The organism is Citrobacter sp. Ce006, assembly GCF_030336535.1.
Classification (GTDB): domain Bacteria; phylum Pseudomonadota; class Gammaproteobacteria; order Enterobacterales; family Enterobacteriaceae; genus Citrobacter; species Citrobacter europaeus.
This window is the reverse complement of record NZ_JAOWDO010000074.1, coordinates 202444-215148: the sequence shown is the minus strand read 5'-3', so window position 1 is coordinate 215148 and position 12705 is coordinate 202444. Positions and strand designations below refer to the sequence as shown.

The 12705-nt window shown below is 53.4% G+C and carries 13 protein-coding genes; 5 read left to right on the top strand and 8 right to left on the bottom strand.

The genetic code is table 11. The features are described 5' to 3' along the window. Nucleotides 1–19: 19 nt before the first annotated feature. Both OGV94_RS24570 and chaB read right to left on the bottom strand, forming a co-directional pair. Entirely contained in the window at nt 20–715 is a 696-nt protein-coding gene (locus tag OGV94_RS24570) for a gamma-glutamylcyclotransferase (protein WP_016156738.1), read from the bottom strand. A gap of 196 nt (nt 716–911) precedes the next feature. Beyond that, on the bottom strand, nt 912–1142 hold the full coding sequence (chaB, locus tag OGV94_RS24565; protein ID WP_043016118.1) for a putative cation transport regulator ChaB: 231 nt from the start codon (nt 1140–1142) through the stop codon (nt 912–914). Nucleotides 1143–1418: 276 nt separating this feature from the next. Here chaB and chaA point away from each other — a divergent pair, with 276 nt between their 5' ends. Beyond that, nucleotides 1419–2519, top strand: coding sequence for a sodium-potassium/proton antiporter ChaA (chaA, locus tag OGV94_RS24560; RefSeq protein ID WP_003020769.1), 1101 nt, complete (start codon nt 1419–1421; stop codon nt 2517–2519). A 115-nt stretch (nt 2520–2634) separates the two neighbouring features. Here the strand turns inward: chaA and kdsA are convergent, their stop codons facing one another. Genes kdsA through hemA form a run of 6 tightly spaced genes read right to left on the bottom strand, consistent with a single transcriptional unit; the run spans nt 2635 to nt 7939 of the window. Continuing rightward, nucleotides 2635–3489: a 3-deoxy-8-phosphooctulonate synthase gene (gene kdsA / locus OGV94_RS24555; RefSeq protein WP_003020772.1), complete on the bottom strand. Its 855-nt coding sequence runs from the start codon at nt 3487–3489 to the stop codon at nt 2635–2637. A gap of 35 nt (nt 3490–3524) precedes the next feature. Next, nucleotides 3525–4334, bottom strand: coding sequence for an invasion regulator SirB1 (gene sirB1, locus OGV94_RS24550; protein ID WP_003020775.1), 810 nt, complete (start codon nt 4332–4334; stop codon nt 3525–3527). A gap of 2 nt (nt 4335–4336) precedes the next feature. Beyond that, entirely contained in the window at nt 4337–4729 is a 393-nt protein-coding gene (gene sirB2 / locus OGV94_RS24545; RefSeq protein WP_043016117.1) for an invasion regulator SirB2, read from the bottom strand. Beyond that, nucleotides 4726–5559 carry a peptide chain release factor N(5)-glutamine methyltransferase gene (gene prmC / locus OGV94_RS24540; RefSeq protein ID WP_087050477.1) on the bottom strand — a complete coding sequence of 278 codons (834 nt, stop codon included), beginning with the start codon at nt 5557–5559 and terminating at the stop codon, nt 4726–4728. The genes sirB2 and prmC overlap by 4 nt, the downstream gene beginning before the upstream one ends. Beyond that, nucleotides 5559–6641: a peptide chain release factor 1 gene (gene prfA / locus OGV94_RS24535; protein ID WP_003020786.1), complete on the bottom strand. Its 1083-nt coding sequence runs from the start codon at nt 6639–6641 to the stop codon at nt 5559–5561. Before prfA ends, prmC begins: the two co-directional genes overlap by 1 nt. Before the next feature lie 41 nt (nt 6642–6682). After that, nucleotides 6683–7939 (bottom strand): glutamyl-tRNA reductase, encoded by a 1257-nt coding sequence (gene hemA, locus OGV94_RS24530; RefSeq protein ID WP_003833420.1) that lies wholly within the window; start codon nt 7937–7939, stop codon nt 6683–6685. 211 nt (nt 7940–8150) lie between these two features. Between hemA and lolB the strand changes: the two genes are divergently transcribed. The 4 genes from lolB (at nt 8151) to dauA (ending at nt 12643) form a co-directional block, all read left to right on the top strand. Then, the gene (gene lolB / locus OGV94_RS24525; protein ID WP_286524652.1) at nt 8151–8774 is read left to right on the top strand and encodes a lipoprotein insertase outer membrane protein LolB; all 624 of its coding nucleotides are present in this window, start codon (nt 8151–8153) and stop codon (nt 8772–8774) included. Next, entirely contained in the window at nt 8771–9622 is an 852-nt protein-coding gene (gene ispE, locus OGV94_RS24520) for a 4-(cytidine 5'-diphospho)-2-C-methyl-D-erythritol kinase (RefSeq protein ID WP_286524650.1), read from the top strand. The genes lolB and ispE overlap by 4 nt, the downstream gene beginning before the upstream one ends. Before the next feature lie 266 nt (nt 9623–9888). Continuing rightward, nucleotides 9889–10836, top strand: coding sequence for a ribose-phosphate diphosphokinase (gene prs, locus OGV94_RS24515; protein ID WP_001518537.1), 948 nt, complete (start codon nt 9889–9891; stop codon nt 10834–10836). 124 nt (nt 10837–10960) lie between these two features. Beyond that, nucleotides 10961–12643, top strand: coding sequence for a C4-dicarboxylic acid transporter DauA (gene dauA, locus OGV94_RS24510; RefSeq protein ID WP_072033928.1), 1683 nt, complete (start codon nt 10961–10963; stop codon nt 12641–12643). Nucleotides 12644–12705: the final 62 nt, after the last annotated feature.

Sequence of the window (12705 nt, the reverse complement as noted above, 5' to 3'; positions counted from 1 at the left end):
ATACAGTTCCAGGCTGGAGTCAGGCAAACCCTGGTCGCATAACGCCTTCTGGCAGGTTCTCTCCCAACAATCGTTTGACCGTGATCACCAAATCGTTAAGACAATCATCCTGCATCCCTAACTTAACCAGCTCTTGTTCCAGCGAGAACAGATACTGGGCGTTAGTGCCTAAAGGTCCACTGGCGGCGGCAATCAGCGGCGCGATCACCTGCGCACGCGTGTCTGACTCAAACAGCGGGTGACGCGGATCCATAATAAAGACCAGCGCGTTCACCGTCCTGCCATCATCCAGCGCCAACTGACACCAGGTCGGCAGATAACAGCCGGTGATCATTTCTCGCTTCCACAGCAGCGAAAGCTCTTGTTCCAGGGATGCGTCCGGCAAGCGGTAGGCCACACCGGTGGTGCGTCCCCCTTCTTTCAGGGCCAGCATACGTCCTGGCTGACACGCCGTTCCTCGCCCCGCCGTCAGGCGCAGACAGAAAGCACGGTGCCAGCCGACTAACGTCCCGGTACAGGACTCTTCAAACTCTAAGGCCGGGTTCCACATCAACGATCCATAACCAAAGATCCACACCGGTCCATCATCTGGTCGGCAAGCGAGCGTGGCGGCCAGTGAGGCTGCACGTTGTTCCGCTGACCAGAGTAGTGATTCTTCAATAGCACCAAATGCCGTCTTACAGTCGGCATTCAATAAAAAATCACGCGTTAACACCTTACACCTCCGCCACTGCAGCTTCCCTGCGACAACTTTTTTGACGCCTTCCGGGCTTTTTTACTGCTCATTTTGAAACCAATAGCTGGACAATAGGCAATTCACCGCTCGCTTGCAAGCCAGCAACGGCGCGGCGTAGCACGATTCGCTAACGCCTGATGCTGGCTAGTTCATAAAGGCATTATAATTGATACTGTTACGTCTTTTTATGCCATTTATCATCATCACCTTTTTGATAATCATTTTTGACCGCGGCCCACGCCACCTTGTGCGCCGTCTCTTCGCGGGTGGCATCATCACGACGGTCAGATTTATCTTTATACTGTTCCCAGGCGCTGTTGAAAGCTTCTTTGTAGATGTCCTGAGCATGGGCTGGCAGAACATGCTGCACGCTGTCAGGCAGATCGCTTTTAGATTTATACGGCATTGTGAACTCCTCTTTTTAGGCTAAACCTTAAGTGTGGTTAACAATGCGGCGATACGCCAACAAAAGACATTTTTAGAAACTTTCTTCATCTAACCCTCTGTTAATTAAACAGTCTATAAACAAGAAATTTGTTTTTGACCGCTTTGAGAGGAAAAATAAGCGATGTAGTAAAATTTCGTAAAATGTCACCTACAAAACCAGGTTTTCTGTTATTTTTTACATTCTTTAATACTTTTTATAATTATAAATACCTGCAGAGATGGAGAAATTAGTTCAATGACACAAGTACATGAGGCGGTAAAAACCCGCCACAAGGAGACCTCTCTCGTCTTCCCGATTTTGGCGCTGGTAGTACTGTTCTTCTGGGGGAGCAGTCAGTCACTACCAGTGGTCATCGGTATCAATGCGCTGGCCCTTATTGGTATATTAAGCAGCGCATTTAGCGTTGTCCGTCATGCGGATGTATTAGCGCATCGACTTGGCGAACCCTACGGGTCGCTGATCCTCAGCCTGTCCGTTGTTATTCTTGAAGTCAGCTTAATCTCCGCATTAATGGCGACTGGCGATGCTGCGCCTACGCTCATGCGCGATACGCTATATTCAATCATAATGATCGTAACCGGCGGTCTGGTCGGTTTTTCTTTACTGTTAGGTGGCCGTAAATTTGCCACTCAGTATATGAACCTGTTTGGTATTAAGCAGTATTTAATCGCCCTGTTCCCGCTGGCCATTATTGTACTGGTGTTCCCAATGGCTTTACCGGGAGCGAATTTCACTACCGCGCAGGCGCTGCTGGTGGCATTAATTTCTGCGGCGATGTACGGCGTGTTTTTGCTGATACAAACTAAAACCCACCAGAGCCTGTTCATTTACGAGCATGAAGACGAGGGTGACGACGATGACCCGCATCACGGTAAACCGTCAGCCCACAGCAATATGTGGCACGCCGCCTGGCTTATCATTCATCTGATCGCTGTAATCGCCGTGACCAAGATGAACGCCAGCCCGCTGGAGACATTGCTGACTGAACTGAATGCTCCTGTGGCATTTACCGGTTTCCTGGTCGCATTGCTGATCCTCTCTCCTGAGGGTCTGGGCGCGCTGAAAGCGGTTCTGAGTAATCAGGTTCAGCGGGCGATGAATTTGTTCTTCGGTTCGGTGTTAGCCACCATTTCACTGACCGTTCCGGTCGTAACGCTGATCGCATGGGCAACCGGGAATGATTTGGTCTTTGCGCTGGGCGCGCCAGAGATGATTGTGATGGTTTCATCGCTGGTACTGTGCCATATCTCTTTCTCTACCGGACGCACCAACGTGCTTAACGGCGCGGCGCATCTGGCGCTGTTTATCGCCTATCTGATGACGATATTTGCCTGAAAAAAAGCCGGATACGACGCAATGCGTCTTATCCGGCCTGGAGTATGTTTCACTTCATTTCTTACGGTTTTGTCGGCCCGATAAGCGTTGGCGCTATCGGGCGGTCAAACCAGACTTAGTTCTCGGTATCCAGCTCGTCGAAGCTTTTCACCAGGTCATCAATCGCTTTAATCTGCGTCAGGAACTGTTCCAGCTTCGCCAGCGGCAGTGCGGATGGGCCATCGCATTTCGCATTGGCTGGATCCGGATGCGCTTCAATAAACAGACCTGCCAGGCCTACCGCCATACCGGCACGCGCCAGTTCGGTAACCTGCGCGCGACGACCACCGCTTGCTGCGCCAAACGGGTCGCGGCACTGCAGCGCATGGGTGACGTCAAAAATCACCGGTGAGTTGCCGGAGACTTTCTTCATCACGCTGAAGCCAAGCATGTCCACAACCAGATTGTCATAACCAAAGTTCGCGCCACGGTCGCACAGAATAACTTTATCGTTACCGCCCTCATGGAATTTATCCACGATATTACCCATCTGGCCCGGGCTTACGAACTGCGGTTTCTTCACGTTGATAACGGCACCGGTTTTCGCCATCGCTTCCACCAGATCGGTTTGACGAGCGAGGAATGCCGGCAGCTGAATCACATCCACCACGTCAGCAACAGGCTGTGCCTGGCTGGCTTCGTGAACGTCGGTGATCACTTTTACGCCAAAAGTCTGCTTCAGTTCCTGGAAGATTTTCATCCCTTCTTCAAGGCCCGGTCCACGGTAAGAGTGGATGGAAGAACGGTTGGCTTTATCAAAGGAGGCTTTGAACACGTAAGGGATACCCAGCTTTTGAGTAACGGTTACGTAGTGCTCACAAATGCGCATCGCCAGATCGCGGGATTCCAGCACGTTCATTCCGCCAAACAGCACGAACGGCAGGTCATTTGCCACGTTGATGTCGCCAATGCTAACCACTTTTTGTTTCATAGGATCGCCTTAAACGGTAGGTAAAGTGTCATTAATCAATGCAATACAATTTGCTTGTGCGAAATAGTATTAATCTGCGCACGAATCATTTCGCTGATCGGGTCTTCCGGACACTGTTCAACGAAATAACTTAAGTCGGTCAGCGCAACATGTTCACACTCGAGCTGCGCGTATATCAATCCGCGATCGCGTATTTCATACGGATCTTCGGGATTAAACTGTAATAGTGCTTCGCTGGCACGCAGCGCCAGCTCCATTTGCCGCTCTTCCATCAGCGATGATTTCAGCGTGTCGAGCAGCTTGCGGATGACTTCTGCATTATCCGCCTCATCCAGGTCTTCGTTAAACAACTCCGCGACCGGGCTGATATTCCCCTTCAGCCATACTTCCAGCGTGTGCTCATTCAACGTTTCGCCATTGAACGGATTGATTAGCCACATTTCGCCATCGAGCGATTCGATACGCAGGATAAGTTGTGTCGGGAAAATCACCGGCACCAGCGGCAGTTCCAGCCGGTTGGCAATCCACAATAAGATCGCCCCCAACGACACGGCGCTGCCCTGACGATTTTTCAGTACCTGATCAAGCCATAATGCATCAGAAAGACGATAGACGCCGTGGGTATCCGTAAACCCCCATTCGCCATAAAAAAGTGCCAGCAGTTTTTCCAGTTGCTCATCCTGAGACAGGAGCTGGCTAATTTCTTCTTGCGCCAGACTGACCAGACGTTCCAGTTCGTCATAGACAGTTTGTGTTGGAAAATCCAGACGGATAGACTCCGACGCCAGGATCATCCCATCACACAATGGCGCTTTATTAAATTCGAAATCAGCTAACGACCTCATGCTTACCCCAGTAACGGTATTTTTGTGGTGGCGAGTTTAATGATGATGTACAGCACCACCAGCGCCAGCGGAAATGCGATTAATCGCGCCTGCTGACTGCGCGCCCGACGATAATCGAGCGCAATAAAACCCAAAACGATGTAAATGATAACCCCAAACAGCTTTTCAGTCAGCCATGTCCCGTGCTCAGTGAATGGCAGGATGTGCGCTTTAACCATTAACGCCACGCCGCTGAGTAATAAAACGGTATCCACAACCGGCGGCACAACGCGCGTCCAGCGCGCGCAGGCAAGACGCGAGTCGGTGTAACGCCACCAAAAACGCAGCGTCAGCAGACCAACAGAAAGCGCAATGCTGATGAGATGGACGTTGAGTAACACACTGAAAGTATTCATGATGGGATGCGTCCAAGCGTAATTCGCTCGTTGCCGCCATAGTCACGGCAGGTTTCAACCGCCTGATAACCCGCCCGAGTAAAGGCGTCGCGGACTGCCTGTCCCTGCTGCCAGCCATGCTCCAGCATCAGATAGCCCCCGGGCGTTAACACATGCTGAGACTGGTCAATGATGTGTACGATATCCGCCAGTCCCTGATCGCCTGCCACCAGTGCCGACAGCGGTTCAAAGCGAACGTCGCCTTGCGCCAGGTGAGGATCCTGCTCGTCGATATACGGCGGATTGCTGACAATCATATCAAACCGCTGTCCCTGCAATGCACTGAACCAGTTGCTTTGCAGCACGCAAACATTGTCGATGCCCAGATGCTGTTTGTTGCGAATGGCCAGCGCCACGGCATCCGGCATACGATCGACCGCCGTCACCGCACAATCCGGACGCTCGCTTGCCAGCGCCAGCGCAATGGCGCCCGTGCCGGTTCCCAAATCGAGAATACGACACGCTGAGGCCGGCAGGCGAGCCAGCGCCTGCTCCACCAGACACTCGGTATCCGGACGAGGGATAAGCGTCGCCGCAGACACAAACAGCGGCAGCGACCAAAACTCGCGCACGCCGGTAAGATGTGCCACCGGCTCACCCCGCTGACGGCGTTCCAGTAATGTGTCGAGTTGCTGACGCTGCGCCTCGGTTAACACCGTTTCGCCGAAAGCCAGAATAAAGGTGCGACCCTTACCGGTAACAGACTCGAGTAAAATCTCGGCGTCACGGCGCGGGCTTTCGCTTGCCTGTAATTGGCTTATCGCTTCACGCAGCCAGTGCTGATAATCCATTAATCCTGCTCGGACAACGCCGCCAGTTGGTCGGCCTGGTATTCCTGGACAATCGGCTCAATGAGCATATCCAGTTTACCTTCCATCGCTTCATCCAGACGGTAGAGCGTCAGGTTAATGCGGTGATCGGTCACGCGACCCTGCGGGAAGTTATAGGTACGGTTACGATCGCTACGGTCGCCGCTACCCAACAGATTGCGTCGTTCAGAGGCTTCCGCCTGTTGACGTCTTGCCACTTCGGCGGCACGAATTCGCGCCCCCAGCACCGACATCGCTTTCGCTTTGTTCTTGTGCTGCGAACGTTCGTCCTGGCATTCCACTACGATACCGGTCGGTAAGTGGGTAATACGGATTGCGGAGTCGGTGGTGTTAACGTGCTGACCGCCTGCTCCTGATGAGCGGAAGGTATCAATACGCAGATCGGCCGGGTTGATGTCCGGCAGTTCGGCATCCGGTAATTCCGGCATAACTGCGACCGTACAGGCAGAGGTGTGAATACGGCCCTGTGATTCCGTCGCAGGTACGCGCTGAACGCGATGGCCGCCGGACTCAAATTTCAGTCGCCCGTAAACGCCTTCACCGCTAATCTTGGCAATGACCTCTTTAAACCCGCCATGTTCGCCTTCGCTGGCGCTCATGATCTCAACCCGCCAGCGACGGGACTCAGCATAACGGCTATACATGCGGAACAGATCGCCGGCAAACAGTGCGGCTTCATCACCACCAGTTCCCGCACGAACTTCGAGGAAGGCGTTACGTTCGTCATCGGGATCTTTAGGTAACAGCAGAACCTGCAGATGTTGCTCCAACTGCTCGCATTTCTCTTTTGCTTCACGCAGTTCATCCTGCGCCATTTCACGCATTTCAGGATCGTCGAGCATCATCTGAGCCGTTTCGATATCTTCCTGAACCTGTTGCCAGTCCGTAAAACAGCGAGATACATCGCTTAATTGCGCATATTCACGCGACAGTGCACGAAAGCGGTCCTGGTCTGCGATAGTACCCGCATCACCGAGCAGCGCCTGAACTTCTTCATGGCGTTCATGCAGGGCTTCCAGTTTGGCAACGATAGAAGGCTTCATAGGCGTAAATGCACCCTGTAAAAAATAAGATTGGTGTGCTGCTACTCCAGCCCGAGGCTGTCGCGCAGAATATTCAGGCGTTCACTATCCCCGTCACGGGCAGCCTGTTGAAGTGATTTGGTTGGTGCATGGATCAGGCGGTTGGTCAGTTTCCAGGCCAGATCCTGCATAATGGCTTGCGCATCACCACCCTGTTGAAGAGCAGCCAACGCTTTGGCGGTCAGTTCATCACGAATTTGTTCTGATTGACTGCGATACTCGCGGATAGTGTCGCTTGCGCCCTGGGCACGTAACCAGGCCATAAACTCGCTGGCTTCCTGCTCCACAATCGTTTCGGCTTCCACGGCCGCCGCTTTGCGCTGGGCCAGGTTATGCGAAATGATGCTTTGCAGGTCGTCTACGCTGTACAGATAGGCGTTAGACAATTTACCCACTTCCGGCTCAACGTCACGCGGTACGGCGATATCCACCAGCAGCATAGGTTGATTACGACGATTTTTAAGCGCGCGTTCTACCATTCCTTTGCCGATAATCGGCAACGGGCTGGCGGTAGAACTGATAATAATATCAGCATCCTGCAAACGCGCGTCGATATCACTCAGTGAAATCACCTCAGCGCCGACTTCATCCGCCAGCACCTGCGCACGCTCACGCGTACGGTTGGCGATGATCATCTTCTTCACTTTGTGCTCACGCAGGTGTCGCGCCACCAATTCGATAGTTTCGCCTGCGCCCACTAACAGCACGGTTACCGTGGAGAGCGATTCAAATATCTGCCGCGCCAGGGTACAGGCGGCAAACGCCACCGACACGGCGCTGGCGCCGATGTCAGTTTCTGTACGTACACGTTTAGCGACAGAGAATGATTTCTGGAACATGCGTTCCAGCGCACTGGCGTTCAGGTGGCCTTTTTGCGAATCCGCAAACGCTTTTTTCACCTGCCCCAGAATTTGTGGTTCACCGAGCACCAGTGAATCCAGACCGCTGGCAACACGCATCAAATGACTAACGGCGTCGTTGTCCTGGTGCCAGTACAAGCTGTTGCGCAGGTCTTCTTCATTGAGGTTGTGGTATTCGCACAGCCAGCGAACCAGCGCTTCTTGCAGGTTATCCTGCTCTTCAACGCTGAGATACAGCTCCGTGCGGTTACACGTCGACAACACCACCCCGCCCTGCACCATTGGCTGCGCGAGCAGGCTGTCCAGCGCCTGATCGAGCGTATCCGGCGAAAACGTTACGCGTTCTCGCAGCGATACAGGTGCCGTTTTATGGTTAATACCAAGCGCTAAAAGGGTCATGTGTGCGGGAATAGTACCAGCGTTGATAAGGTTAGACTGGGTGCATCATACAGGATGCGTGCGGTCAATAAAAGAGACTGACCCCTTTTGGAGTAATGGCTTAGTGCACAAATTTAAGCGATTTAAGATAACTTGAACGTAGACGATGCCTGATGGCGGCGCTAGCATTAAGAATTATAACTGCAACGTATCTCAAGGATTTGTCATCATTATGACCCTGCCCGATTTTCGCCTGATTCGCCTGCTGCCGCTGGCGGCCCTGGTTCTTACCGCTTGTACGATCAACGCGCCGAAAGGTCCCGGCAAAAGCCCCGACTCGCCACAGTGGCGCCAGCACCAGCAGGAAGTACGCGCCCTGAACCAATATCAGACGCGCGGTGCGTTTGCCTATATCTCCGATCAACAGAAAGTGTATGCCCGCTTTTTCTGGCAACAAACCGGACAGGATCGCTATCGTCTCCTGCTGACCAACCCGCTGGGCAGCACTGAACTGGAACTCAATGCGCAGCCGGGCAGCGTCGAACTTGTCGATAACAAAGGCAAGCATTACACCGCCGACGACGCCGAAGAGATGATTGGCAAACTGACCGGCATGCCTATTCCATTGAACAGCCTGCGCCAGTGGATCCTTGGTCTGCCAGGTGACGCCACCGATTACAAGCTCGATAACCAATATCGTCTGAGTGAGGTGAACTACAGCAAAGACGGTAAAAGCTGGAAAGTGGTCTATAGCGCCTACGACAGCAAAACCCAGCCCGCGATGCCGGCAAACATGGAACTGTCCGACGGCTCCCAGCGTATTAAGCTGAAGATGGATAACTGGATTGTGAAATGATGACCCATTGGCCCTCTCCGGCAAAACTGAATCTGTTTTTATACATCACCGGGCAGCGTGCGGACGGTTACCACACGCTGCAGACGTTATTTCAGTTTCTTGATTATGGCGACACGATAGATATTGCGCCGCGCGGCGACGGCGAAATTCGCCTGTTAACCCCGGTGGAAGGCGTTGCGCATGAAGACAACCTGATCGTCCGTGCGGCACGTTTGCTGATGAAGGTGGCATCTGAAAGCAATCGTCTTCCTCAAGGGAGCGGCGCCGACATCAGTATCGAAAAACGCCTGCCGATGGGCGGCGGTCTTGGCGGAGGCTCGTCTAATGCGGCGACCGTTCTGGTGGCGCTGAATCATCTCTGGCAATGCGGACTCTCGGTTGATGAACTGGCGGCACTCGGCTTAACGCTGGGGGCAGACGTTCCCGTGTTCGTGCGTGGCCATGCGGCCTTTGCCGAAGGCGTAGGAGAAATTCTGACACCGGTCGAGCCAGAGGAAAAATGGTATCTGGTTGCACACCCGGGAGTCAGTATTCCGACACCGGTGATTTTTAAAGATCCCGACCTCCCGCGTAACACGCCAAAAAGGTCAATAAAAACGTTACTAAAATGTGAATTCGGCAATGATTGCGAGGTTATCGCAAGAAAACGTTTTCGCGAGGTTGATGCGGCGCTTTCCTGGCTGTTAGAATACGCGCCGTCGCGCCTGACTGGTACAGGGGCTTGTGTCTTTGCTGAATTTGACACTGAGTCTCGTGCTCGCCAGGTGCTTGAGCAAGCCCCGGAATGGCTCAAAGGCTTTGTGGCGAAAGGTGTCAACCTCTCCCCATTGCATAGAGCGTTACTCTAAATCATTCGGGTTTCAGGAAGATGGCGAGATGACAAATCGCCAGGAGCATACAAAAGTATGTGACTGGTGCGAGAAATTGATGCCAACGCACATGAAACACGAAGGATCACGAGTAAGCCGGGCAAGCTGAGTTGCGGTGACAACGTCACCCTGTTCCAGACGTTGCATCGCGCTCTTTAATACACCGCATGGAGAGGATACTGCCTGGCCCGCACAGTTTTCGGCAGATTCTTTCCACCAATGGACGCATGCCTGAGGTTCTTCTCGTGCCTGATATGAAGCTTTTTGCTGGTAACGCCACCCCGGAACTAGCACAACGTATTGCCAACCGCCTGTACACTTCACTCGGCGACGCCGCTGTAGGTCGCTTTAGCGACGGCGAAGTCAGCGTACAAATTAATGAAAATGTACGCGGTGGTGATATTTTCATCATCCAGTCCACTTGTGCCCCTACTAACGACAACCTGATGGAATTGGTCGTTATGGTTGATGCGCTGCGCCGTGCTTCCGCAGGCCGTATCACCGCCGTTATTCCTTACTTCGGCTATGCACGTCAGGATCGTCGCGTACGTTCCGCTCGTGTACCGATTACCGCTAAAGTCGTCGCTGATTTCCTGTCCAGCGTTGGCGTTGACCGCGTCCTCACCGTTGACCTGCATGCTGAACAGATCCAGGGCTTCTTCGACGTACCGGTTGATAACGTATTCGGTAGCCCGATCCTGTTAGAAGACATGCTGCAGCTGAACCTGGATAACCCGATTGTGGTTTCTCCGGATATCGGTGGCGTCGTGCGTGCCCGCGCTATCGCTAAACTGCTGAACGATACCGACATGGCTATCATCGACAAACGTCGCCCGCGTGCAAACGTTTCTCAGGTGATGCACATTATTGGTGACGTAGCAGGTCGTGACTGCGTGCTGGTTGATGACATGATCGATACCGGCGGTACGCTGTGTAAAGCAGCAGAAGCACTGAAAGAACGTGGTGCAAAACGCGTATTTGCTTACGCAACCCACCCGATCTTCTCAGGTAATGCGGCAAACAACCTGCGCAACTCAGTGATTGACGAAGTCGTTGTCTGTGACACTATTCCACTGACTGACGAAATCAAAGCACTGCCAAACGTGCGTACATTGACCCTGTCGGGTATGCTGGCCGAAGCGATTCGTCGTATCAGCAACGAAGAATCCATCTCTGCCATGTTCGAGCATTAATCGAGCCCGGCTCAAAAACCCGCTGCGGCGGGTTTTTTTATCCTTTTTATTTATTTGTATGATTTATGCCAACTTCAACTATCGTTTTTTAGATAGATGATGCGCTCATGGATGAAACATTATTGTGAACAGATTATTTTCCTCACATGTGATGCCTTTCCGCGCCCTCATCGACGCTTGTTGGAAAGAAAAATATACCGCTTCTCGCTTTACCCGCGACCTGATCGCCGGGATTACCGTTGGGATCATTGCCATTCCGCTGGCGATGGCCCTGGCAATAGGCAGTGGCGTTGCGCCGCAGTACGGCCTGTATACCTCAGCCGTCGCTGGGATTGTCATCGCCCTTACCGGGGGATCGCGCTTTAGCGTATCAGGTCCAACCGCCGCCTTCGTGGTGATTCTGTATCCGGTGTCGCAACAGTTTGGGCTGGCAGGCCTGCTGGTTGCCACGCTGATGTCCGGGATATTCCTGATCCTTTTCGGCCTCGCCCGCTTTGGTCGCCTGATCGAATATATCCCGGTGTCCGTTACGTTAGGTTTTACCTCGGGTATTGGTATCACCATCGGTACCATGCAGATTAAGGATTTTCTTGGCCTGCAGATGGCTCATGTCCCGGAGCACTACCTGCAGAAGGTCGGCGCGCTGTTTATGGCCCTGCCGACCATCAACGTTGGCGATGCCGCTATTGGCGTAGTGACGCTGGGGATCCTGATTTTCTGGCCGCGTCTAGGGATTCGACTGCCGGGTCACCTTCCTGCACTGCTGGCAGGCTGTGCGGTAATGGGGATCGTGAACCTCACCGGCGGGCATGTTGCCACCATCGGCTCTCAGTTCCACTACATTCTGGCTGATGGCTCACAGGGCAATGGTATCCCACAGCTGCTACCGCAGTTGGTATTACCGTGGAATATGCCGGAGTCAAACTTTACCCTGAGCTGGAGTTCGTTACAGGCGCTGTTACCGGCGGCCTTCTCGATGGCGATGCTCGGGGCGATCGAATCTCTGCTGTGCGCCGTCGTACTCGATGGGATGACCGGCACCAAACATAAAGCTAACAGCGAGCTGATTGGTCAGGGACTGGGTAACATCGTCGCGCCGTTCTTCGGTGGTATCACCGCCACAGCGGCAATTGCCCGTTCTGCGGCAAACGTCCGCGCCGGGGCGACCTCACCAATCTCTGCGGTTATCCACGCGATTCTGGTGATCCTTGCCCTGCTGGTGCTTGCGCCGCTACTTTCCTGGTTGCCGCTTTCCGCCATGGCCGCTCTGCTGCTGATGGTGGCATGGAACATGAGTGAAGCGCATAAAGTGGTGGATCTGCTGCGTCATGCGCCGAAAGACGACATCATCGTCATGCTGATGTGTATGTCGCTGACGGTGCTGTTCGACATGGTTATCGCTATCAGCGTCGGTATCGTTCTCGCCTCTCTGCTGTTTATGCGTCGTATTGCACGCATGACGCGTCTGGCGCCGGTCAACGTTGACGTACCGGACGATGTGCTGGTATTGCGCGTCATTGGCCCACTATTCTTTGCCGCTGCGGAAGGATTATTTACCGACCTCGAGTCACGTATTGCAGGTAAACGCATCGTGGTCCTGAAGTGGGACGCGGTCCCGGTACTGGATGCCGGTGGTCTGGATGCTTTCCAGCGTTTTGTCAAACGGCTGCCGGAAGGTTGTGAATTACGCATCAGTAATCTGGAATTCCAGCCGCTACGTACCATGGCGCGCGCAGGCATTCAGCCGATTGCCGGGCGCCTGACTTTCTTCCCGAATAAAGACGCCGCGCTGGCAGACATCATCTAACCGTAGCCCGGCCAGGCGAAGCGCCGCCGGGGCGACAAATGACAGAAAAAAAAATGGCTCCC

Coding starts and splice junctions, on each gene's coding strand:
- chaB (WP_043016118.1), bottom strand. CDS start 1,142: ATGCCGTATAAATCTAAAAGCGATCTGCCTGACAGCGTGCAGCATGTT.
- chaA (WP_003020769.1), top strand. CDS start 1,419: ATGACACAAGTACATGAGGCGGTAAAAACCCGCCACAAGGAGACCTCT.
- kdsA (WP_003020772.1), bottom strand. CDS start 3,489: ATGAAACAAAAAGTGGTTAGCATTGGCGACATCAACGTGGCAAATGAC.
- sirB1 (WP_003020775.1), bottom strand. CDS start 4,334: ATGAGGTCGTTAGCTGATTTCGAATTTAATAAAGCGCCATTGTGTGAT.
- sirB2 (WP_043016117.1), bottom strand. CDS start 4,729: ATGAATACTTTCAGTGTGTTACTCAACGTCCATCTCATCAGCATTGCG.
- prmC (WP_087050477.1), bottom strand. CDS start 5,559: ATGGATTATCAGCACTGGCTGCGTGAAGCGATAAGCCAATTACAGGCA.
- prfA (WP_003020786.1), bottom strand. CDS start 6,641: ATGAAGCCTTCTATCGTTGCCAAACTGGAAGCCCTGCATGAACGCCAT.
- hemA (WP_003833420.1), bottom strand. CDS start 7,939: ATGACCCTTTTAGCGCTTGGTATTAACCATAAAACGGCACCTGTATCG.
- lolB (WP_286524652.1), top strand. CDS start 8,151: ATGACCCTGCCCGATTTTCGCCTGATTCGCCTGCTGCCGCTGGCGGCC.
- ispE (WP_286524650.1), top strand. CDS start 8,771: ATGATGACCCATTGGCCCTCTCCGGCAAAACTGAATCTGTTTTTATAC.